Origin of the sequence: Streptomyces sp. IMTB 2501, from assembly GCF_001953885.1 — a bacterium.
GTDB lineage: Bacteria > Actinomycetota > Actinomycetes > Streptomycetales > Streptomycetaceae > Streptomyces.
Map to the genome: position 1 here is coordinate 58960 of NZ_MQUS01000018.1, position 21231 is coordinate 80190.

Sequence of the window (21231 nt, forward strand, 5' to 3'; positions counted from 1 at the left end):
CCATCTCACCGCGCGACCTCCAGCCGCACACTCTCCCCGTGCCCCAGCTTGTGCACGGCCACTTCCGGCGCCGCCACGGCCGCCAGCCGTACGAACTCGTCACCCGGCGCATGGAACTCGTGCGGACGCACCGCGTCCATCCCGATCGGCCAGTACGTCCCGTAGTGCACCGGCACCGCGGCCCGCGGCGCCAGCCGCGCCAGCGCCCGGGCCGCCCGCTCCGCGTCCAGATGCCCCGCACCCAGGTACGGCCCCCAGCCCCCCACCGGCAGCAACGCCACGTCCACCGGCCCGACTTGCTCGGCCATCGCGTCGAACAGCCCGGTGTCCCCGGCGAAATAGGTCCGCGCCTCGCCTTCGACGACATAGCCGAGCGCGGGCGAACGGTGCGGCCCCACCGGCAGCCGCCGCCCGTCGTGCGACGCCGGGACCACCCGCACCAGCAACTCACCGATCCGCACCTCGTCCCCGGGCACCACCTCGGTCACGCGCAGCTGTCGCAGCCGGCGCAGTCCCGGTACCGCCCGTGGTGCGCCCCGGGGTACGAGCAGGCGTGTGCCCTGGGCGAGGCCGGCCAGCGAGGGCAGATGCAGATGGTCGGCGTGCAGATGCGAGACGAGCACCACGTCCGCGAGGCGCGCCCCGGCCGGCGGCACGGCACCCCGGCGCCGCCGCAGATGGGCCAGCCTGCGGGCGAACAGGGGATCGGTGAGCACCCGTGTGTTCGCGTCCTGCACCGTGCAGGTGGCGTGACCCCACCAGGTGATCTCCACCGGCACCCTCTTCGCCTCCTTCACGCGACTCCCCGAAGCCTACGGGCAGGAGTAGGGTCGGCGACGAAACCCGGAGGTGAGGGGGGACGCCATGGGACAGCTGCGGGGTTCCTCCGACGTGCCCACGACGGTGCGGGTCACCGCGATCGCGAGCCTGACGCCGCTGGAGGAACTGGAAGCGGACCCGTTCCTCGTCGACTCCCGCAGCCAGCACGCCATGTGCGCCCGCTGGGCAGCCGAACGGGGCTACGTCATCGCCAGGGAACTTCTGGTCGGCGGACTCCGCTTCGACCACGGCGCACTGTGGGACGGCGTCCGGCCCGGCGTGGACGTCTTCGTCGCCCCCAGCATGCGCGTGCTGCGGCGGGCCTTGTCCTCGGTGGAGGCGTTCACCGCCGAGTGCGCGCGCCGCGGCGTACGCGTCGAGACCGTAGGCCGGGCCGAACCGTCGTACGACGCCCAGATGAAGGCCCGCGTCCACCGCCGCCTGTCCATGCCGACGGCCGGCTACGACGGCCGCTGACACCCCGGCCGAACCCAACTGAACCCACCTGAACCCATCTCGCCGGTATGACAGGGTGGAGGGCGGCCCGCAGGGCCGACGAGGCGAGACGGGTCCTTGCTGCCGAGGCGGGGGAGGGCCGGGACGTGAGGTGTACGGGGCGTGCGAGGCATGCGGTGGCGGCGGATGGTCAGTCAGATCGGGCGGAGCATCGCCGTATGGGCGGTCTCCACCCTCACCATGCTGGTCCTCGCCGCGCTGCTGCCCGACTTCCAGCTCCAGTCCGCCGACGGTGACAGCGCCACCCGTATCGCCGTCACCGCCGCCTGCGGCGCCGGCGCCTTCGGTGTGCTGTCGGCCGTGGTCTGGCCACTCCTGGTCAGGCTCCTGCTGCTCGTGCCCGCCCTCGTGCTCGGCCTGCTGGTCTTCTTCCTCAACGGCTCCCTGCTGCTGCTCGCCCTGCGCATCACCCCCTCCGGCCGCGGCGCGGCCGCCCCCGAGACCGCCGTCATCGTGGCCGCGGTGATGTCCGCCGTGGCCTCGGCCACCGGCGCGGCCCTCGCCGTACGCGACGACGAGACCTACCGGCGCCGGCTGCACCGCCTCGCCGCCCGCCGCCGCAGATCCGACCCGCCCTGCCCCACCACCACCGGACTGGTCTTCGTCCAGCTCGACGGCGTGGGTCACGACGTCCTGATGGACGCGGTCCGCAAGGGGCTGATGCCGACGGTCGCGCACTGGCTGGGCGCGGACGCCGTACGGCAGACGGCCGAGGGCATACGGCCGACCGGCCGCCGTCCACGGCCCACCCACCGCCTCACTCCCTGGCGCACCGACTGGTCCAGCCAGACCGGTGCCAGCCAGCTCGGGATCCTGCACGGCAGCACCTTCGACGTGCCGGCCTTCCGCTGGTACGAGAAGGACCGCGGGGAGGTGATGGTGTGCAATCGGCCGACGAGCGCGGCCGACCTGCAGCGGCGCGCCACAGCGCATACCGGCGACGGCGGACTGCTCACCGTGGACGGCGCCAGCCGGGGAAACCTGTTCAGCGGCGGCGCCGGTGAACAGGCCCTCGTGCTGTCCATCGCGGCCCGCCGCCGCAGCCGCGAGAACCGTTCCCGCGCCGGGTACTTCGCCTACTTCTCCGACCCCGCGGGCGCCGTCCGCACCGCCCTGTCCTTCGTCGCCGAGGTGGCCCGCGAGATCGGCGAGTCCACCCGGGCCCGGCTGCGGGGGCAACGCCCGAGGGTGGGCCGCGGGGGCCTGTATCCGCTCGTCCGCGCCTTCGCCACCGTCGTCGAGCGGGACGTCGTCGTCGCCGCGGTGATGGGTGACATGCTCGCCGGACGCACCGCCGTCTACGCCGACCTGGTCGCCTACGACGAGGTCGCCCACCACTCCGGCCCGTGCAGCCGGGACGCCGAGAAGGTCCTGCGGCGCCTCGACCGGTGCCTCGCCCTCCTCCAGCGGGTCGCCGAGCACGCCCCCCGCCCGTACCGCCTCGTCGTTCTCTCCGACCATGGACAGAGCCCCGGCGAGACCTTCCACGCGCGCTACGGACTCACCCTCGGCGACCTCGTCAGGGCCGGCTGCGGGCTGCCTGTGCCGCGCCGGGCCGAGCACACCCACAGTGGTGCCGAGGCCCGCGCCGCCGTCCGGGCGGCGCTGCGCCGGCCCGTGGAGGAGAAGGGCGAGCGGCGCCGCCCCGACCGTGGCTCCGAGCCGATCGTGCTCGCCTCCGGCAACCTCGGCCTGGTCTCCTTCCCGCACGTGCCCCACCGCATGACGAAGGAGGAGATCGACGCCCGCCACCCCGCCCTGCTCACCACCCTCGCCAACCACCCCGGTATCGGCTTCCTGCTGGTGCGCAGCGCGGAGCACGGCGGCGTGGTGCTGGGCGCCCACGGCGCCGAGATCCCGCTCGCCCGGCTCGACGCCGAGCCGGGCCCGCTGGCCCGTTTCGGCGCCGGTGCCGCCGACGCGGTCCGCCGCACCCACTCCTTCCCGCACACAGCCGACATCATGGTGAACTCGGCGCACGACCCGGCCGACGGCGAGGTCCTCGCCTTCGAGGAGCAGATCGGCTCCCACGGCGGTCTCGGCGGCGCCCAGTCCCACCCGTTCCTGCTCTCGCCGCTGGAGCTGTCCGCACCGGTCGACGGCGGCACGGAACTCACCGGCGCCGAGCACGTCCACCGCGTGCTGCGCCGCTGGCTGCGCGAGCTGAACGGCCCCCAGGTCCCGCTCACCGATGCCGCCGAGGAGGAGCGGGCCGCCTGAGAGGAAGAGCGGGCCGCCGGAAAATCGGCTGCGCCCACCGCGCCGGACACCCACACTGATCGAGTCGTACATCGCTCGAAAACCCCCAAGGATGCTCCGCGTTGCAGGCTGCCGTCACCGTCACTCCCGCCCGTGTCCCCGAACTCCTCCTCGGCCTCGCCACCGTCCGGCCCGTGTTCCTGTGGGGCGCCCCCGGCATCGGAAAGTCGTCCCTGGTACGGGAGTTCGCCGACTCGCTCGGACTGGAATGCGTGAGTCTGCTCGGTACGCAGCTCGCGCCCGAGGACCTGATCGGCGTTCCGCAGATCCGCGACGGGCGCTCGGTGTTCTGCCCGCCGGAGGCCATCGCCCGTAACGAGCCGTACTGCCTGTTCCTGGACGAGCTGAACGCGGCCACCCCGGATGTGCAGAAGGCGTTCTACTCGCTGATCCTCGACCGCCGTATCGGGAACTACGAGCTGCCCGCCGGGTCCATCGTCATCGGCGCCGGGAACCGGGCCACCGACAACGCCCTCGCCCGGCCGCTCGCCTCCGCCCTGGTCAACCGGCTCGCCCATGTGCATCTTGAGGTCTCTGCCACGGACTGGCTCGCCTGGGCGGCCGGGAACGGCATCCATCCCTGGATCCTGGACCACCTCACCGACCGGCCCGACCACCTGTGGTCCAAGCCGCCGAAGACCGAGGAACCGTTCTCCACCCCCCGCTCCTGGCACATGCTCTCCGACGCCCTGCACTCCTTCGGGCCCGACCTCGACGAGCCGACCCTGACCGTCCTCGCGCACGGCACGCTCACCCCGGCACACGCGACGGCGTTCTGCGGCTACGTCAAGGTCGTCCGCAGCCGGTTCGGGATCGAGGCGATCCTCAGGGGCGACGCCCGCTGGCCGCACCGCCTGCAGGACCGCGACCTGCTGTACTACCTCGCCGAGTCGTTCCGCGGCCGGCTCGTCAAGGAGCTGCCCGCCGTCAAGGAGCACATGTCGGCGAACGGCCGGCAGGTCGCCTACCGTGCCAAGTCGCTGCTGGTGCAACTCGCCGAGATCTCCGTCGAGGTCGCCCAGACCGTCATCGCAGCAGGCGACGACGGCAACCCCGTGCTGCCCTCATGGTTCCTGGTCGAGGCCGCTCGTGACATGCCCCGGCTGGTGGAGGCCCGGCGGTGAGCCGTACCCCGCAGAAGAAGAAACGCGACCTGGCCGGGGAGGCGTTCGCGGAGGGGATGCGGCTGCTGAGGGCCAACCCGGCGCTCGCCGCCGTCGAGTTCGGCGTGTGCCGCAGCGAGAACTGCGACCTTGCCCCGCAGGGCGGTCTCCTCGTCGTCGACTCCGACGCCACCGTGCACGCCCACCCCGACCGGACCGCCGACCCCGGCGCCTGGGCCCGGGCCCTCGCGCACGCCGCCCTCCACCTCGGATTCGGGCACGTCCCGGCCGCCAAGGGGCCGCGCGAGCAGCCCGACCGGTACGACCTCGCCGCCCGCTGCGTCGTCGTCAACCGTTTCCTGCTCGGATTCCCCGTCGGCACCACCCCCGAGGACCTGCCCACGAGCTACCCCGACGGGGACGAGGAGCGGCTCGCCGCGCGCTGGCGGGCCCACGGCCTGCCGCCCGCCTACGAGCGCTGCGGCACCGCCGGCGGCGCCCCCGACCAGGTGCTCACCGCATGGCATGCCTGGCAGGGCCCGGTCCCGGACCGGCAGCTCGCCTTCGCCACGGCGCTGACCCGCACCGTCTCCGCCGCGATGGACATGGCCGGCGGCCGCCGGGACACCCTGGACGGCGAGCGGCTCCCGCGGCGCCCCTGGGAGCGGGCCCTCGGCTGGTTCGTCTCCTCCTACCCGCTGCTCGGCGGCATCGCCGCCGGCATCAAGCTGGTCGCCGACGCCGAACTCGCCCGCGCCCACGGCATCGCCGTCGCCGCCGTGGACCCGGCGGCCGGCGAGATCTACATCAACCCGCTGCGCACCTTCGACGACGAGGAGTGGCGGTTCATCCTCGCCCACGAGATGCTGCACGCCGCGCTGCGCCACGGCGACCGCTGCGGCCCCCGCGACCCCTACCTGTTCAACGTCGCCTGCGACTACGTGATCAACGGCTGGCTGGTCGAGATGCGGGTCGGCACCATGCCGGAGGGCCTGCTGCACGACCCGCAGCTGACCGGCCTGTCCGCCGAGGAGGTCTACGACCGCCTCGCCGGCGACCTGCGCCGCATCCGGCGCCTGGCCACCCTGCGCGGCAAGGGCACCGGTGACGTCCTCGGCGCCCCGCTCGGCCCGCCCGGCGACTACGTCGACCTGGACGAGTTCTACCGGCGTGGCCTCAGCCGCGGCCTGGACCTGCACCAGGCGCAGGAGCGCGGCTTCCTGCCCGGCGGCCTCATCGAGGAGATCCGCGCGCTCAGCCATCCGCCGTTGCCCTGGGACGCCCGGCTCGCCCGCTGGTTCGACGAGTTCGTGCCGCGCCCGGAGCCCGTACGGTCGTACGCCCGCCCCGCCCGCCGCCAGGCCTCCACCCCCGACATCCCGCGCGCGGGCCGCTGCTTCCCGCCCGAGGAGGTAGCTCGCTGCACCTTCGGGGTGGTCCTGGACACCTCCGGCTCGATGGACCGCACCCTCCTCGGCAAGGCGCTCGGCGCGATCGCCTCGTACGCCGAGGCCCGGGACGTACCGGCCGCCCGCGTGGTCTTCTGCGACGCCGCCCCGCACGACGCCGGCTATCTCCCGGTCACCGAGATCGCGGGCCGGGTACGGGTGCACGGGCGCGGCGGCACCGTCCTGCAGCCCGGTGTCGACCTGCTGCACCGGGCCGAGGACTTCCCGCCCGCCGCACCGCTGCTGGTGATCACCGACGGCTGGTGCGACGTGCTGCGGGTGCGCCGCGAGCACGCCTATCTGATCCCGCAGGGACGTCACCTCCCGTTCACTCCGCGTGGGCCGGTCTTCAGGGTGCGATGAGCCCGGATGTGATCGGATAGGGACACGGAAAACCCCGTAACGGGATCCCATGCGAAAGGAACCATCGTGGCCACCACGCGCACCGCACACACCGTCTGGGAAGGCAACCTGCTCGAGGGCAACGGCGTCGTCACCTTCGACTCCTCCGGCATCGCCCAGCAGCCGGTCACGTGGGCCTCGCGCTCCCAGGACGCGAACGGAAAGACCAGCCCCGAGGAGCTGATCGCCGGCGCCCACTCCAGTTGCTTCTCCATGGCCCTCTCGCACGCCCTGGCCGGCGCCGGCACCCCGCCCACCCGGCTTGAGACCAAGGCCGACGTCACCTTCCAGCCCGGCGAGGGCATCACCGGCATCCACCTCACCGTGCGCGGCGAGGTGCCCGGACTGGACGCCGAGGGCTTCGCCTCGGCCGCCGAGGACGCCAAGAAGAACTGCCCGGTCAGCCAGGCCCTGGCCGGTACGACGATCACCCTGACGGCCGAGCTGGCCTGACGATCGTACGTCCCCGGATGCCGCGTCCCAGGTCGGGGGGCGCGGCATCGCCGTTCCCGGCCGCTGGGGCATTGACAGCGCCGTACGCACGTTTTCTGCTGATAGTGACGCCCTGGCGGAAGGGGACGAACCATGGCACGTGCGGTCGGGATCGATCTCGGGACGACGAACTCGGTGGTCGCCCTCCTGGAGGGCGGCGAGCCCACCGTCGTCACCAACGCGGAGGGTGCGCGGACCACACCGTCGGTGGTGGCGTTCGCCAAGAACGGGGAGGTGCTGGTCGGCGAGGTCGCCAAACGGCAGGCCGTGACGAATGTGGAGCGCACGGCCCGCTCGGTGAAACGGCACATGGGCGACGCCGGCTGGCGCTTCCCCGAGCAGGGCTCCGTCGACGGCACCCGGCTGCGCGCCCAGGAGCTGTCCGCGCGGGTCCTGCAGAAGCTGAAGCGGGACGCGGAGGCCTACCTCGGCGAGGACGTCACGGACGCGGTGATCACCGTACCCGCGTACTTCGACGACGCCCAGCGGCAGGCCACCAAGGAGGCCGGCGAGATCGCGGGCCTCAAGGTGCTCAGGATCATCAACGAACCGACCGCCGCCGCCCTCGCCTACGGCCTGGACCGCGGCGAGGAGCAGACCGTGCTGGTCTTCGACCTCGGCGGCGGCACCTTCGACGTGTCCCTGCTGGAGATCGGCGACGGCGTCATCGAGGTGAAGGCCACCAACGGCGACACCCACCTCGGCGGCGACGACTGGGACCAGCGGGTCGTCGAGCACCTGGTGAAGCGCTTCAAGGGGGGTTACGGCATCGATCTGGGCGCCGACAAGATGGCCGTGCAGCGACTGCGGGAGGCCGCCGAGAAGGCCAAGATCGAGCTGTCGTCGTCCTCGGAGACCACGATCAACCTGCCCTACATCACCGCCTCGGCCGAGGGCCCGCTGCACCTGGAGGAGAAGCTGACACGAGCTCAGTTCCAGGAGCTGACCGCCGACTTGCTCGACCGCTGCAAGAACCCCTTCCACCAGGCCGTCCAGGACGCCGGGATCCAGCTGTCCGCGATCGACCACGTCATCCTCGTCGGCGGCTCCACCCGGATGCCCGCGGTGACCGACCTGGTGCGTGACCTGACGGGAAAGGACCCGCACAAGGGCGTCAACCCCGACGAGGTGGTCGCCGTCGGCGCGGCGCTCCAGGCCGGTGTCCTGCGCGGCGACGTCAAGGACGTGCTGCTGCTCGACGTCACCCCGCTGTCCCTCGGCATCGAGACCAAGGGCGGCATCATGACCAAGCTCATCGAACGCAACACCACGATCCCGACGCGCCGTTCGGAGATCTTCACCACCGCCACCGACAACCAGCCCTCGGTCGGCATCCAGGTCTACCAGGGCGAACGCGAGATCGCCGCCTACAACAAGAAGCTCGGTGTCTTCGACCTCACCGGGCTGCCGCCCGCCCCGCGCGGCGTCCCGCAGATCGAGGTCGCCTTCGACATCGACGCCAACGGGATCATGCACGTCTCGGCGAAGGACCTGGCGACCGGACGCGAACAGAAGATGACGGTGACCGGCGGATCCGCGCTGCCCAAGGAGGACATCGACCGCATGATGCGGGAGGCGGAGCAGTACGCCGAGGAGGACCGCAACCGCCGCGAGGCCGCCGAGACCCGCAACCAGGCCGAGCAACTCGTCTACCAGACCGAGAAGTTCCTGCGCGACAACGAGGACCGCATCCCAGCCGACACCAGGTCGGAGGTCCAGGAAGCGGCCACGGAACTCAAAGGGCTCCTGGACCGGAACGCGGAGACCGGCGAACTCCGTACCGGCGTCGAGAAACTCGCCACCGTCAGTCAGAAGATGGGCCAGGCCATGTACGCGAACGCCTCCTCCACCGGCGGCGAACCGGGCCCGGCCACGGGCGGGGGCACCCCTGGCGACGAGGAGGGCGTGGTGGACGCGGAGATCGTGGACGAGGACAAGGACACCAAGGGGGGCGCGGCCTGACAGGGGGAGGCGATGTAGGGCAGGGCGCCCCACAGGACGGTCGTCACGGCTGCGCCCCGGTGTGTGCAGTCGGCAGTGTGGCGCACACCGCGTCCAGGACGGCTGCATACGGTGTGCCGTAGTCGGTCAGCCGGGCGCGCAACTGCTCCAGCCCGTCGCGGTATTCGGTCAGCAGGCTGGTGTCGCCGGTCCGCGCGGTGAACTCCAGCACCGCCGGCAGGAAGTCCGGCAGCTCCTCGTCGCTGAACTTGAGGCCGTGCTTGCGGTAGACGTCCCTGAAGCGGACCAGGGACATGCCCCGCCCGCGGGAGTCGCCGTCGTGCCACCGGCTCAGGTACAGGCTGTGCCGGTTCTCGAAGTCGAAGACCCGCACATAGTGCGCGGCCAGCTCGCGTGCCGGGGTGACCGCCGCATGATCGGTGAACGTCCGCAGCTGCGGGGCGGCTTCGCGCAGCAGCGGCAGCCGGGCGATCAGGTCGTTGTCCGGGTAGGTCAGGCAGAGCGCCGCCGCCTGGTACAGCACCGCGTCCGAGGGCATCAGATCTCCTTGGCGTCGGCCGGGTCGTTGGAGGTCTGCCGTCTGCGCAGGCTGTGGAAGTTCTCCACGGACACCAGCGGCAGGCTCCGGCGCCCGGAGTCCTGGCCGAACGGGCCGTCGCCCATGCCGGGCCCGCCGTCGTGATCGAGGCTGCAGCCCGCGCGGAGCCCCGAAATCGCGGTCTCCTCCGGACGGCGGGCGTCGCCGACGGTGGCGGTCGGGATGACGCACCGGTCCTCGCACTCGGCGACGGCCCGCAGCCGGTACATCGCCTCGCTCTCCTCGGGCTTCATCCCGGCAGCGGCGACGACGGACGCGCCCGGTTCCTCACCGAGGCTGAGCGCCCGCATGTGGGAGCGCATCGCGGGGAGCTTCTCCGGCGAGATCCGCAGCGTGTCGATCGCGCCGGACAGGTTCTCCGCGTCCTCCCCGTCGTGCCCGCTCCCGCTCCCGCTCAGCGAGTCCACCACCGGTGACGGCGGCGGGATGTACCAGGCCACCGGCATCGTCCGGTACTCCGGATGCAGCGGACAGCGGGCCTCCGCCATAGCCGGGAACGGCGAGAACCCGGCGATGCTGTCCGGGCGGCAGGTCCTGAAGGTGTGCGTCGGTGCGGCGGCGACGATCTCCACCGCTGCGTCCCAACTCGCCGGTATCAGGCCGCCCTTGCCGCGCGCAAACGGGGCGCCGCGCAGGCAGCACCGCGGCTCGTACTCCGGGCGGTCCGGGCTCACCGAGGGACGGTCCGTCTCCTGGGTCTCCCAGGTGGCGATGCCGTATTTGGCGTGCAGGTCGGGTACGGGCGTGCCGGGCCGGAAGAAACGGGCGACGGACAGGACGGCCGCGCCGGGTTCCTTGGGCCGTGTCTGCGTGTCGGTCACGTGCGCTCCCTCGGCTCACCCCGTGGTCAAACCTAGGGGCGAGCCCGGGAGCGCACCTTTTCACAGACCCGTACGGGTCACGGCTTGACCGCCACCCCCGCGTACACCGGTACGACCCCTTCCGCCTGGGCCGTCACGTCCTCCGGGTCCGGGCGCCAGCCGCACACCGGGATGACGCCGGGACCCAGCAGGTCGAGGCCGGTGAAGAAGCGGGAGAACTCGGGCAGGGTACGCGGGTGGAAGGGCGTGCCACTGTGCCGGAACAGCTCGGCCGCCCGGGCCACCCCCTCGGGGCTCAGATCCTGCGTGACCTGGGACAGGATCAGGAAGCTGCCCGGCGCGAGATGCCGGACGTACCTCTCGACCAGGCCGTACACATCGTCCTCGGCGTCCGACAGATAGTGGGTCAGCGCCACCAGGGACAGGGCGACGGGCCGGGAGAAGTCCAGGGACTCACCGGCCTGGCGCAGGATGGTGTCCGGGTCGCGGACGTCGGCGTGGATGTAGTCCGTGCCGCCCTCGGCCGAGCCGTGCAGCAGCGCCTCAGCGTGCCGCAGCACGATCGGATCGTTGTCCGCGTACACCACCCTGGACTCGGCGGCCGCGCCCTGGGCCACCTGGTGCAGATTGGGCTCGGTCGGGATCCCGGTGCCGATGTCCAGGAACTGCCGCACCCCGGCCTCGGCCGCCGTCCGGACGGCCCGGTGCATGAACCGGCGGTTGGCCCGCGCCCCGCGCACCGCCGTGCCGTCCGCGGCGAGGATCTTCCGCGCCAGCTCCTCGTCCACCGGGTAGTTGTCCTTGCCGCCCAGCCACCAGTCGTACACCCGGGCGGGATGCGGACGGCTGGTGTCGATCGGTCCTGGCACGGCATCGGGTGCGGTCATCAGATGTGTTCCCCCATGGGTCGATCCGGACGGAATGTCACAAGGTCTTGCGGAACTCCCGCAGCAGGGTCCGCGTGCGCTGCGTCGACGCGGCCCGCGCCGTCATATGGTCCAGCACTTCCAGGTGCGCGGCGACCTCACGACGGGAGTCCAGATACAGCGCGCCGGTCAGGTACTCGGTGAACACCATGTCCGGCAGCTCCGGCTCGGCGAACCGGAACAGCGTGAACGGTGCGTACGTCCCCGGATGCGGGCCCGCCGCGAACTCGGCGACCTGCAGCGTGACCCGGTCCCGCTCGGCGTACTCCAGCAGCTTGTCCAGCTGGTCCCGCAGCACTTCGGGCCGTGCGCTCACCGGGCGCCGGAGCACCGTCTCGTCCATGATCACCCACAGGTGGGGCGGGTCGTCCCGGTCCAGCAGCCGCTGGCGCTCCATACGCAGCGACACATGCCTTTCCACGGTGCCGGGCGAGGCCTGCCCGATCGTCCCGGCCTCCAGCACCGCCCGCGCGTAGTCCTCGGTCTGCAGCAGACCGGGTATGAAGTGCGGCTCGTAGGAGCGGATGATCCGGGCGGCGCCCTCCAGGCTGACGTACAGACTGAACCAGTCCGGGAGCACGTCGTGGAACCGCTGCCACCAGCCCGGCTGGTTCGCCTCCTCGGCCAGCCGCACGAACGCGGCCGCCTCGTCCTCGGCCACCCCGTAGGTGTCCAGCAGCACCTGCACGTAGGGGATCTTCAGTGCGACCTCGGCCATCTCCATCCGCCGTACGGTCGCCGACGCCACCCTGAGGACCCGGGCGGCCTCCTCCCGGCTGAGGCCCGACGCCTCGCGCAGCTCCTGCAGCCGTTTGCCGAGCACCACCTGGCCCACGGTGGGCGCAGCCCGCCGCTCACTCATGCCACGCCCTCCCCTCCGCGCCGCGACACCCCGGCAGTCTGCCATGTGATCCCCCTTCGCACACGGTTCCGAGGGGATCAGGAGGCGCGGAGGTGCGGTCAACCGGCCAAGGCGTGCAGGTACTTGGCGGTCGCCGGGTCGGCCGGCAGGAACGTCTCGATGGCGAGTTCGGCGACGGTGACGTCCATCGGCGTGTTGAACGTGGAGATCGACGACACGAACGACAGGACCCGGCCGTCGTGCTCGATGCGCAGCGGCAGCGCGAAGTACGCGACGGGCTCGGCCGGTTCGTCGTCCGGCGCGTCCTCGGGCACCGGGTAGGCGGCCACCTCCTCGTACAGGGCGCGCAGCTGGTCCGAGCGCCGCAGGGCGATCTGCCGCTCCATCTGCGCCAGCAGATGCCCGCGCCACTCGCGCAGATTGCGGATGCGCGGCGCCATCCCCTCCGGGTGCAGGGTCAGCCGCATCGCGTTCGGCGCCGGTGCCATCAGCTTCTCCGGCACGCCCTCCAGCAGCAGTGTGACACCCCGGTTCGCGGCGACGACCGTGTAGCCCGCGTCGACCACCAGGGCCGGGTAGGGCTCGTAACCCTGGATGAGGCGCTCCATGCCCTCGCGCAGCGCGTCCAGCGCCGGATCGTCCAGCGGGGTCTCCGGGTAGTGCGGGGCGTAACCGGCCGCCAGCAGCAGGGAGTTGCGCTCCCGCACCGGCACGTCCAGATGCTCGGCGAGCCGCAGCACCATCTCCTCGCTCGGCCGGGACCGGCCGGTCTCGATGAAGCTGATGTGCCGGGCCGAGGAGTCGGCGCGCAGCGCCAGCTCCAGCTGGGAGACCCGGCGCCGCTCCCGCCAGGCGCGTAGCAGCGGGCCGACGCCCTTGCCGTCGGCGGGGGCGGTGGCGGACGGGGAAGGGGCGGCGGCGACAATGGTCATACATCCGACCGTAGTCCAGGAGTTGCGGAGAATCCCATGCACGAGCCGTTGGCGCTGCCATGGCCGGCGTCGTCCCGTCAGATGCACCTGCAGGCCGCGGCCGTGTACCGGGCCAGGGTCCGCGGCTGTCTGCTCGGCGGTGCGCTCGGTGACGCCCTCGGCTACCCCGTGGAGTTCTCCTCCCTGGACCGGATCCGCGCCACGTACGGCGCACGCGGCGCCACCGGTCTCGTCCCCGGCGCGCACGGAGCGGTCGGTCTGATCAGCGACGACACCCAGATGACCCTGTTCACCGTCGAGGCCCTGATCCAGGCGCACGCACGGGAACGCGCGAAGGGCATCGGCGGCGCCTGGTCCCAGCTGCTGCGCCAGGCCTACGAGCGCTGGCTGGAAACCCAGTCCAAGCCCGGCCCGGTCACCCAGGCCCAGCCAGGCACACCGGCCGGGGTACAGGCCGGGGTACAGGCCGGAGGCCTGGTCACCGAGGCCTGGTTGTACTCCCGCCGCGCCCCCGGCAACGCCTGCCTGTCCGGCGTCGCCCAGATGTACGCGCCCGACCCCGCGCTCCCGCTCGACGGCACGCCCGGCGAGGTCAACCCCGACTCCAAGGGCTGCGGCACGGTCATGCGCTCGGCCCCCTTCGGCCTGGTCAACACCGCCGAGGGGGCCTTCGCCATGGCGGCGCGGGGCGCACAGATCACCCACGGTCACCCCACCGGCTACTACGCGGCCGGAGCGTTCGCCGCGATCGTCGCCCACCTCGTCGCCGGAGACTCCCTGGAGGGCGCGGTGCTGCGCACGCTGCGGCTGCTGGAGCGGCACCCCGGCCACACGGAGACCACGGCCGCCCTGCGCGCCGCCCTGGACCTCGCCGAAGGCGGGGCACCGACGGCCGAGAAGGTGGAGTCCCTCGGCGCGGGCTGGGTCGCCGAGGAGGCCCTCGCCATCGGCGTCTACTGCGCGCTCGCCGAGCCCCGCCCCGAGCAGGCGCTGCTGCTGGCCGTCAACCACTCGGGCGACAGCGACTCCACCGGTTCCGTCTGCGGCAACCTGCTCGGCACGCTGCACGGTGACACCGGCCTGCCGCACAGCTGGGTGGCCCAGGTGGAGGGCCGGGCCCGCATCGCCGCACTCGCCGACGACCTGGCGGCGGAGTGCGTGCGGGGCTGAGGACGGCCTCGCGGCGGAGTACGAGCCGGGGTACGAGCGTGGCCCGCGTGGCAGGCTGACCTCGTAGCCGTACCCACACCCGCACCCGTCTCCGTACTCCGCCGTCCGCAGTCTCGAAGGGAGATCCGGCCATGGCCGTAGAACCGCTGTCGCAGAAGGAGATCGAGGACCGGCTGGCGGAGCTGCCCGGCTGGTCGGTGGAGGGGGACCGGCTCACCCGCTCCTACCGCCTCGGCTCGCATGTCGCGGCGGCGGCGCTGGTCATGCACATCGCCGCCGTCCAGGACGAGCTGGACCACCACTCCGACCTCACCCTGGGCTACAACACCGTCTCCCTCGGCGTCCACACACACAGCGCGGGCGGCGCACTCACCGTGAAGGACTTCGCGCTCGCCCACAGGGTGGAGGACATCGCCCCAGGTCACGGCGCACACTGAGGCGCGTGCTCGATTACGACAAGGAAGCCGACGCCTATGACGCGTCCCGGGGCGGCGAGGCCCGTGCCTCGGCGGCCACCCGAGCGGTTCTCGGCCTCATCCCCGAAGGGCGCGGCCATCTCCTCGACGTGGCGTGCGGCACCGGCATCGTCACCCGCCGCCTGGCAGCGGGCCGCCCCGGGCTGCGGGTGACGGGCGCCGACCTCACCGCCGCCATGATCCGCCGGGCGCGGGCCCGGCTGCCCGGCGCGATCGTACGGGCCGACAGCCGCCGGCTGCCCTTCCGCACCGGCACCTTCCACGCGGTCACCAGCATCTGGCTGCTGCACCTGCTGGACGACCCCGAGGACGTCCGCGCGATCGTCGCCGAGTGCGCCCGCGTGCTGCGCCCCGGCGGTGTCTATGTCACCACGGTCGACAAGGCCTCGGCCCACGACGTCGGCAGCGACATCGACGCCGTCCTCGCCCCCCGTCCCCGCCGCACCGCCCAGGACGCCGCCGCCACCGTCACCGGGCACGCCGCCCGGCACGGTCTCCGGCCGGCCGGCGACACCGTGTTCCCCGGCGTCGGCCAGGGCCGCAGCCCGCGCGCCACCATCGCCGACCTGCGCCGCGGCTGGTTCACGCTGCTGCCACCGGGAGAGCCGCGCACCGAGGAGTTCGCCGCCCGCCTGTCCCGCCTCCCGGACCAGGACCTCCCGCGCCCCGACCCGGTGTTCGCGGTGCGCGCGTACCGGAAGCCGGCGGCGGGTTGAAAGCGCCGGAAGGCAGCGCTCAGGGGCGCCGGCCTCGTCCGGCGCCCCTGAGGTGCCGACGTACCCGCTATTCGAGAAGCTCCGCGTACGACCCCATGGCCAGGGCGATGTCCGCCTGGGCCCAGAAGCGGTGGTACGTGAAGACGGGCGCGGCGCCGCCCTTGAGGTAGGTCTCGATCTTCGACCAGGCCGGGTCGTTCTTGTAGAAGGACCTGAGCGAGGTGAACGTGGACGACGAATCGATCGCGTCGCCGTTCGGCATCGTGCCGCTCCAGCCGCTCGGCACGTACACGCTGTCGCCGAACCGGCTGTAGTCGCTGCGGGTCTCGGGGACGGCGATGCCCAGGCTGTCCCGGTAGTTGTCCCACATGCCGTCCAGCAGCGCCTTCGCCGTCGACTTCGCCGTCGCGTCACCGGACTTGGCGCCGTAGTACGTCAGCGTCCGGCTGGTCGTCTACGACCTGCCAGGGCGGGACTGCGCCGCCCTCGCCTCCAACGGCGAGCTCGGGCCCACCGAGATCGACAAGTACAGGACACAGTTCATCGACCCGGTCGCGGCGATCCTCGCCGACCCCAAGTACGCCTCCCTCAGGATCGTCACCACCATCGAGATCGACTCGCTGCCCAACCTCGTCACCAACACCGGCAGCCGGGCCACCGCCACGGACGCGTGCAACACCATGCTGGCCAACGGCAACTACGTGAAGGGCGTCGGCTACGCCCTCGCCAAGCTCGGCGCCATCCCGAACGTCTACAACTACCTCGACGCCGGCCACCACGGCTGGCTCGGCTGGGACGACAACTTCGCCGCCGCCGCGAACGTGTTCAAGCAGGCGGCCACCAGCGAAGGGGCGACTGTGGACGATGTACAGGGCTTGATCACCAACACGGCCGACTACAGCGCCCTGAAGGAGGGCAACTTCACCATCGGCGACACCGTCAACGGCACCTCGGTGCGCCAGTCGAAATGGGTCGACTGGAACCGGTACGTCGACGAGCTGTCCTTCGCCCAGGCCTTCCGCAACGAGCTGGTCTCGGTCGGCTTCAACTCCGGCATCGGCATGCTGATCGACACCTCCCGCGACGGCTGGGACGGCACCGCCCGCCCGACCGGACCCGGCCCCAGGACCAGCGTGGACACCTATGTCGACGGCGGCCGCTACGACCGCCGGATCCACGTCGGCAACTGGTGCAACCAGGCCGGTGCCGGCTTCGGCGAACGCCCGCAGGCCGACCCGGCGCCCGGCATCGACGCCTATGTGTGGATGAAGCCGCCGGGGGAGTCCGACGGCTCCAGCACCGCCGTCCCCAACGACGAGGGCAAGGGCTTCGACCGGATGTGCGACCCGACGTACACGGGCAACGCCCGCAACAACTACAACATGTCCGGCGCCCTGCCGAACGCGCCCTTGTCCGGACACTGGTTCTCCGCCCAGTTCCAGCAACTGATGCAGAACGCCTACCCGCCGCTGTCGTGACCCCGGCGCGGTGACCGTCCGCCGGGGCCGGGCCGCTATCGGCCGAGGCCCCGGCGGATCGCCTGTTCCACCGGCGAGTACGACCCGTCGGACCGCTCCAGTTCGTGCGGCAGCACCGGAAGCAGGGGCGGCTGCGCCATGAAGCGGGGCCGGGTGCCGTGGTGCGGCTGGGCCGTGTGCACCAGGAAGGGATGGCACACATAGACGTCGCCGGGGCGGCCGGTGGCGTACGCGAGCGGGCGGTGGGCCGAGGCCCGGTCGAGCAGGGGGCCGAGTTCCAGGATGGAGGCCCCCGCCTCGCCGTACGGCTCCAGCAGCGTCGGCACATCCAGATGCGAGCCGACCCGGATCAGGGTCGGGGCGTCGGCTTCGGTCACGTCGCTGAACAGGAACAGCATCAGCAGGGCGCGGTCCCTGGAGCGCAGGTTGGCGAAGTACCACTGCTCGCCCTCGGGGAGATAGCTGCCCTCGATGTGCCAGCCCGCGTCGTTCGGCTCCTCCGGATGCGGGAAACGGAGCGGAAAGGTGCCCAGCGAATACCGCGGCTCCCACCGTCCCTCGCCGACGAGCAGGTCGAACGCCTCATGCAGAGCAGGGGAGTTGGCGGCAGCGGCGAACGGCCCCTGCGCCATGCCGTCCACCCGTACCACCGGCTCCTTCCATGTGTCCGGGTCGTCCGGGTCGTACCCCGTCTCCCGCCACAGCAGCTGTGCGCAGTCCGCGGCGACACGCGGAGGGAAAGCGCCCTCGATCTTCACGAAGCCGTCCGCAAGGAAGCGCCGCACCAGTTCGTCGTCCATGGAACGACATGGTTGCTCCGTCCTCGCTCGCGCGCACCATATTTTTTGCCGCACGGCGTTGCCGTATCGGCAATTTTTTGCGGCACCGGCAACGAAAGTGGCGTGCGCCCGTGAGCCGTCGCACGCTGGCCGCATCCGAGCGAGAGGCTGATCCCCATGACACACGACCACCACGGCCACCAGGACCACCACGGGCACTCGGCACACCAAGGCCACGACCACGGACACGGTCATGGCCACGGCGGCGATGTCGACTGGGCCGCCTTGGCGGCGCTGCTGGAGGCGGAGGCCGAGGTGCACAGCCCGGCCTACGCGCGCGCCCTGGCCTGGCTGGGCAAGGAGGTGACCGAGCCCGGCCTGATCGTGGACGCGGGCAGCGGGCCGGGGGTCGTCGCGTGTCTGATGGCGGAGGCGTTCCCCGGCGCACGAGTGGTCGCCGCCGATGCCTCGGAACCGCTCCTGGAGCGCGCCCGTGCCCGGGCCGCCCGGCAGGGTGTCGCCGACCGTTTCGACACCCTCGCCGGCGAACTGCCGGAATCCCTCAAGGAGTTGGAGTACCCGGCGGACCTGCTGTGGGCCAGCCGCAGTCTGCACCACCTCGGCGACCAGAAGGCCGCGCTCACCGCGTTCGCGGCCCGGCTCGCCCCCGGCGGCACGCTGGCCGTCCTGGAGGGCGGCCTGCCCAGCCGCTGTCTGCCCCGCGAGATCGGCTTCGGCCGTCCCGGACTGCAGGCCCGCCTCGACGTGGCCCAGGAGGAGCGCTTCGCCCGGATGCGCGCCGAACTGCCCGGCGCGGTCGCGGAGACCGAGGACTGGCCCGCCCTGCTGTCCGCGGCCGGTCTGAAGCACACGGGCAGCCGCAGCTTCCTCCTCGACGTGCCCGCGCCCGTTCCGGACCGGGCCCGCGCCTTCGTCGTCGCCGCGCTCACCCGTGCCCGGGAGATCCACGCAGACGCCCTGGACGCGGAGGACCGTGCCACCCTCGACCGTCTCGTCGACCCCGCCGATCCCGGCAGCGTCCACCGGCGCCCCGACGTCTTCCTCCTGACGGCACACACCGTGCACCGGGCCGTACGACCGGTCTGACGGAGGCCGCCGCCGCGAGCCGCCGTACCTGCGCCCGCACTTGACTTGGAGAGTGCTCCAAGTGATGAACTCCCCGTCTCGTCATCACCCAGGGGGATCTCACATGAACGACTCTCCGGTCGCACTCATCACCGGCGGCGCCACCGGCATCGGCGCCGCCGTCGCCCGGCAGTTGCTGGCCGCCGGTCACCGGGTCACCGTCACCGGCCGTACCGAAGCCCGGTTGCGGGACTTCGCCGACGGGCTCGGCGATCCTGGCGAACTGCTGACCGTCGCCGGTGACGCGTCGGCCTTCGACGACATACAGGATGCTGTCGGCCGTACGCTCAAGGCATACGGCCGACTGGACACAGTCGTCGCCAACGCCGGCTTCGCCACCCACGACACCGTCGCGGAGGGCGATCCGGCCGGCTGGAGCGAGATGGCGCTCACCAACGTCCTCGGCCCGGCCCTGCTCATCCGGGCCTCCGTCGAGGCGCTGAAGGAGACACGGGGCCGGATCGTCCTCGTCGGCAGCGTCGCCGGGTTCGTGAACACCCCGGGCAACCTCTACGGCGCCACCAAGTGGGCGGTCACCGGGCTCGCCGAGAACACCCGGCGCCAGGTCACGGAGTTCGGGATCGGAGTGACGCTGGTCGCCCCCGGCCGGGTGGAGACGCCGTTCTGGGACGGCCTCGGCAGCCTGCCTCCGGGGCGCTTGCTGACCGCCGACCAGATCGCCGACTCGGTGGTCTGGGCGATCCGGCAGCCGGCCGGGGTCGACGTCAACACCGTGGTCGTACGCCCGCTTGGTCAGCCCAACTGACGTACGGCACAGGTCAGTTGTTGGCCAGGAACTGCTTGGCCAGCTGGTCGCCGAGGGAGACCGCGGCGCTGTGGCTCTCGATGGGGGAGACCTTGGAGTTCTTGAACAGGATGTAGGTCACGCCGGAGTCGGCCCCGCCGGTCTTCGGGTCGGGGTCGATGCCGAGCGCCTTGGCGGTGGCGTACGACGCCTCGCCGATGATCTTCGTGGGGCCGGTGTCGCCGACGACGGCGTACTCCACCTTGTTGTTGTAGATGACCGCGACCACGCCGCCGCCCTTGATGCCGGCGCCGGCGTAGTTCCAGATGCTGCTGGCGCTGGGCACCACGACGTACGGCAGCGACTCCGCCTTCAGCGGCTTGCCGTCGGATTGGTGGAAGGCGGTGTCGTTCTGGTACCAGGGGTCGCGGCTGCTGTTGCAGTTGGTGGTGGTCTGGCCGTCGCAGTCGATGTCCATGTCGGCCTTCCAGAACACCGCGCCGTTCTTGCCGCACACGGGGACCGTGGCCGGCGTCTCGTCGTCGGTCTTGTATTTGCCGTTCGATATCTGCGAACAGGACGTCACCTTGGCGAGCAGGTCGGCCGCGCTGACCGAGCCCTCCTGGGCGGAGGCCGGGGCGGTCCGCGCCGCAGTGCCGGCGGACGCGTGTGCGGGCAGCACTCCGGCGGCGAGCAGTGCGGCACCGGAGGTGGCGGCAAGGGTCAGGGTACGAAGGCGCACGGGTGGGGGCCCTTCTGTTAGGAAAGTTTCCTTACCAGTGCCGAACACCGTGGACCCGTGTGCATGTCCCCGTCAAGTCTCCGGTTGCGAACTCTCGAATCCTGTGCGTATTGCGGTGATTTGTAGTGATGGCAAGACTGAAGAAAGCGACTTTTCCGTATATACCTGCCGCCGTCGGCCGATACGGTCACGGCTCCGGGAGGCGAGGGGCATGTTCGTACGAACGGTGTACGCGACCGGTGATCCGGCGCAGCTGGGCACGGCCCTCCGGGCCCTGAACACCCAGGGGCACGACCTGCTGGAGGAGCGGCCCGGCTACCGCGGCGCGGGGGTCTTCGTCGACCGCGACCTCGGAAAACTGCTCACGGTCAGCTGGTGGGAGTCCGCGGAGGCGCGCCGCAACAGCGACGAGGTGATGAGCGTACGGCGGCCGGAGCTGCTTGAGCCCTTCGCTGGGACCGTCGCGGTCGAGAACTACGAGGCCGTCGTCTTCCACCCGGGGCAGCGCACCCTCCCCGGCGGCGGGCTGCGGGTCACCCGGCTGGAGTTCGCGCCGGCGGACGCGGACCTCGCCGCCGACACCTTCCACGCCGGCGTGCTGCCGCGGCTGGAGGTCCTGCCCGGTTTCGCCGGGGCGGCCCTCTTCCTGGACCGTGAACGCGGCCGCGGCATGGCCGGTGTCCTCTTCGCCAACCGTGGCTCACTCGCGGCGTCCCGGGCCGGTCAGGCTTCGGTGCGGCGCGAGGGTGCGGCCAAGGCGCACATCACGGTGGTCGCCCTGGAGGAGTTCGAGGTCGTCCACGCGGACGTACGGGGCGACTGAGCGACGGCGCCGGAGA

The 21231-nt window shown here is 72.0% G+C and carries 19 protein-coding genes and 4 pseudogenes; 13 read left to right on the forward strand and 10 right to left on the reverse strand.

Features of this window, described 5'->3' with window-relative positions:
* Positions 1–5 precede the first annotated feature (5 nt).
* Positions 6–779: an MBL fold metallo-hydrolase gene (locus AV521_RS28080; RefSeq protein ID WP_076091962.1), complete on the reverse strand. Its 774-nt coding sequence runs from the start codon at positions 777–779 to the stop codon at positions 6–8.
* An 85-nt stretch (positions 780–864) separates the two neighbouring features.
* On the opposite strand from AV521_RS28080, the gene AV521_RS28085 reads away from it, so the two are divergent.
* The 6 genes from AV521_RS28085 to dnaK all read left to right on the forward strand — a co-directional run bounded on the left by AV521_RS28085 (position 865) and on the right by dnaK (position 9001).
* A complete protein-coding gene (locus AV521_RS28085; protein WP_076091964.1) occupies positions 865–1296 on the forward strand; it encodes a hypothetical protein in 432 nt (143 codons plus the stop codon).
* Between the two features lie 165 nt (positions 1297–1461).
* Positions 1462–3555 carry a phage holin family protein gene (locus tag AV521_RS28090; protein ID WP_256725701.1) on the forward strand — a complete coding sequence of 698 codons (2094 nt, stop codon included), beginning with the start codon at positions 1462–1464 and terminating at the stop codon, positions 3553–3555.
* A gap of 101 nt (positions 3556–3656) precedes the next feature.
* Positions 3657–4718 (forward strand): MoxR family ATPase, encoded by a 1062-nt coding sequence (locus tag AV521_RS28095; protein WP_076091968.1) that lies wholly within the window; start codon positions 3657–3659, stop codon positions 4716–4718.
* Between the two features lie 56 nt (positions 4719–4774).
* Positions 4775–6508: a hypothetical protein gene (locus AV521_RS28100; RefSeq protein WP_107481048.1), complete on the forward strand. Its 1734-nt coding sequence runs from the start codon at positions 4775–4777 to the stop codon at positions 6506–6508.
* 66 nt (positions 6509–6574) lie between these two features.
* Entirely contained in the window at positions 6575–7000 is a 426-nt protein-coding gene (locus AV521_RS28105) for an OsmC family protein (RefSeq protein WP_076091972.1), read from the forward strand.
* Between the two features lie 132 nt (positions 7001–7132).
* Complete coding sequence (gene dnaK, locus AV521_RS28110; protein WP_076091974.1) at positions 7133–9001, forward strand: molecular chaperone DnaK; 1869 nt, start codon at positions 7133–7135, stop codon at positions 8999–9001.
* Positions 9002–9044: 43 nt separating this feature from the next.
* On the opposite strand, the gene narJ is transcribed toward dnaK, so the two are convergent.
* The 6 genes and pseudogenes from narJ to AV521_RS28135 form a co-directional block, all read right to left on the reverse strand.
* Positions 9045–9539: a nitrate reductase molybdenum cofactor assembly chaperone gene (narJ, locus tag AV521_RS28115; protein WP_076091976.1), complete on the reverse strand. Its 495-nt coding sequence runs from the start codon at positions 9537–9539 to the stop codon at positions 9045–9047.
* Positions 9539–10069 (reverse strand): annotated as a pseudogene (gene narY / locus AV521_RS50115) (nitrate reductase subunit beta); the annotation flags it as partial. The pseudogene narY and the gene narJ, both read right to left, overlap by 1 nt.
* 12 nt (positions 10070–10081) lie before the next feature.
* Positions 10082–10420 (reverse strand): annotated as a pseudogene (locus tag AV521_RS50120) (hypothetical protein); the annotation flags it as partial.
* Between the two features lie 77 nt (positions 10421–10497).
* Positions 10498–11307 carry an SAM-dependent methyltransferase gene (locus AV521_RS28125; protein WP_076091980.1) on the reverse strand — a complete coding sequence of 270 codons (810 nt, stop codon included), beginning with the start codon at positions 11305–11307 and terminating at the stop codon, positions 10498–10500.
* A gap of 37 nt (positions 11308–11344) precedes the next feature.
* Positions 11345–12208, reverse strand: a complete 864-nt coding sequence (locus AV521_RS28130) for a helix-turn-helix transcriptional regulator (protein ID WP_076091982.1) — start codon at positions 12206–12208, stop codon at positions 11345–11347.
* A 98-nt stretch (positions 12209–12306) separates the two neighbouring features.
* Positions 12307–13140, reverse strand: a complete 834-nt coding sequence (locus AV521_RS28135; RefSeq protein ID WP_076091984.1) for a helix-turn-helix domain-containing protein — start codon at positions 13138–13140, stop codon at positions 12307–12309.
* A gap of 36 nt (positions 13141–13176) precedes the next feature.
* On the opposite strand from AV521_RS28135, the gene AV521_RS28140 reads away from it, so the two are divergent.
* From AV521_RS28140 to AV521_RS28150, 3 genes are all read left to right on the forward strand, one after another.
* Entirely contained in the window at positions 13177–14310 is a 1134-nt protein-coding gene (locus tag AV521_RS28140; protein WP_076091986.1) for an ADP-ribosylglycohydrolase family protein, read from the forward strand.
* Positions 14311–14441: 131 nt separating this feature from the next.
* Positions 14442–14747 (forward strand): 4a-hydroxytetrahydrobiopterin dehydratase, encoded by a 306-nt coding sequence (locus tag AV521_RS28145; RefSeq protein WP_076091988.1) that lies wholly within the window; start codon positions 14442–14444, stop codon positions 14745–14747.
* 5 nt (positions 14748–14752) lie between these two features.
* Complete coding sequence (locus tag AV521_RS28150) at positions 14753–15502, forward strand: class I SAM-dependent methyltransferase (RefSeq protein WP_076091990.1); 750 nt, start codon at positions 14753–14755, stop codon at positions 15500–15502.
* A gap of 67 nt (positions 15503–15569) precedes the next feature.
* On the opposite strand, the pseudogene AV521_RS28155 reads toward AV521_RS28150, so the two are convergent.
* A pseudogene (locus AV521_RS28155) lies at positions 15570–15950 on the reverse strand (glycoside hydrolase family 48 protein); the annotation flags it as partial.
* Between AV521_RS28155 and AV521_RS28160 the strand changes: the two are divergent.
* Positions 15943–16980, forward strand: a pseudogene (locus AV521_RS28160) (glycoside hydrolase family 6 protein); the annotation flags it as partial. The pseudogenes AV521_RS28155 and AV521_RS28160 overlap by 8 nt on opposite strands.
* A gap of 35 nt (positions 16981–17015) precedes the next feature.
* Here AV521_RS28160 and AV521_RS28165 read toward each other — a convergent pair.
* Positions 17016–17780, reverse strand: coding sequence for a phytanoyl-CoA dioxygenase family protein (locus AV521_RS28165; RefSeq protein WP_076091992.1), 765 nt, complete (start codon positions 17778–17780; stop codon positions 17016–17018).
* A 156-nt stretch (positions 17781–17936) separates the two neighbouring features.
* On the opposite strand from AV521_RS28165, the gene AV521_RS28170 reads away from it, so the two are divergent.
* Both AV521_RS28170 and AV521_RS28175 read left to right on the forward strand, forming a co-directional pair.
* Complete coding sequence (locus tag AV521_RS28170) at positions 17937–18866, forward strand: trans-aconitate 2-methyltransferase (protein WP_076091994.1); 930 nt, start codon at positions 17937–17939, stop codon at positions 18864–18866.
* 103 nt (positions 18867–18969) lie between these two features.
* On the forward strand, positions 18970–19671 hold the full coding sequence (locus AV521_RS28175; RefSeq protein WP_076091996.1) for an SDR family oxidoreductase: 702 nt from the start codon (positions 18970–18972) through the stop codon (positions 19669–19671).
* Positions 19672–19684: 13 nt separating this feature from the next.
* Here the strand turns inward: AV521_RS28175 and AV521_RS28180 are convergent, their stop codons facing one another.
* Positions 19685–20392 carry a glycoside hydrolase family 75 protein gene (locus AV521_RS28180; protein WP_076091998.1) on the reverse strand — a complete coding sequence of 236 codons (708 nt, stop codon included), beginning with the start codon at positions 20390–20392 and terminating at the stop codon, positions 19685–19687.
* A 211-nt stretch (positions 20393–20603) separates the two neighbouring features.
* On the opposite strand from AV521_RS28180, the gene AV521_RS28185 reads away from it, so the two are divergent.
* Complete coding sequence (locus AV521_RS28185) at positions 20604–21215, forward strand: hypothetical protein (RefSeq protein WP_076092000.1); 612 nt, start codon at positions 20604–20606, stop codon at positions 21213–21215.
* The last annotated feature ends 16 nt before the right edge of the window (positions 21216–21231 follow it).

Excerpts from the sequence above, each read along its gene's own strand:
- AV521_RS28170 (WP_076091994.1), top strand. The coding sequence starts at position 17,937 with ATGACACACGACCACCACGGCCACCAGGACCACCACGGGCACTCGGCA.
- AV521_RS28165 (WP_076091992.1), bottom strand. The coding sequence starts at position 17,780 with ATGGACGACGAACTGGTGCGGCGCTTCCTTGCGGACGGCTTCGTGAAG.
- AV521_RS28185 (WP_076092000.1), top strand. The coding sequence starts at position 20,604 with ATGTTCGTACGAACGGTGTACGCGACCGGTGATCCGGCGCAGCTGGGC.
- narJ (WP_076091976.1), bottom strand. The coding sequence starts at position 9,539 with ATGCCCTCGGACGCGGTGCTGTACCAGGCGGCGGCGCTCTGCCTGACC.
- dnaK (WP_076091974.1), top strand. The coding sequence starts at position 7,133 with ATGGCACGTGCGGTCGGGATCGATCTCGGGACGACGAACTCGGTGGTC.
- AV521_RS28175 (WP_076091996.1), top strand. The coding sequence starts at position 18,970 with ATGAACGACTCTCCGGTCGCACTCATCACCGGCGGCGCCACCGGCATC.
- AV521_RS28130 (WP_076091982.1), bottom strand. The coding sequence starts at position 12,208 with ATGAGTGAGCGGCGGGCTGCGCCCACCGTGGGCCAGGTGGTGCTCGGC.
- AV521_RS28145 (WP_076091988.1), top strand. The coding sequence starts at position 14,442 with ATGGCCGTAGAACCGCTGTCGCAGAAGGAGATCGAGGACCGGCTGGCG.
- AV521_RS28085 (WP_076091964.1), top strand. The coding sequence starts at position 865 with ATGGGACAGCTGCGGGGTTCCTCCGACGTGCCCACGACGGTGCGGGTC.
- AV521_RS28135 (WP_076091984.1), bottom strand. The coding sequence starts at position 13,140 with ATGACCATTGTCGCCGCCGCCCCTTCCCCGTCCGCCACCGCCCCCGCC.
- AV521_RS28100 (WP_107481048.1), top strand. The coding sequence starts at position 4,775 with ATGCGGCTGCTGAGGGCCAACCCGGCGCTCGCCGCCGTCGAGTTCGGC.
- AV521_RS28125 (WP_076091980.1), bottom strand. The coding sequence starts at position 11,307 with ATGACCGCACCCGATGCCGTGCCAGGACCGATCGACACCAGCCGTCCG.
- AV521_RS28140 (WP_076091986.1), top strand. The coding sequence starts at position 13,177 with ATGCACGAGCCGTTGGCGCTGCCATGGCCGGCGTCGTCCCGTCAGATG.
- AV521_RS28090 (WP_256725701.1), top strand. The coding sequence starts at position 1,462 with ATGGTCAGTCAGATCGGGCGGAGCATCGCCGTATGGGCGGTCTCCACC.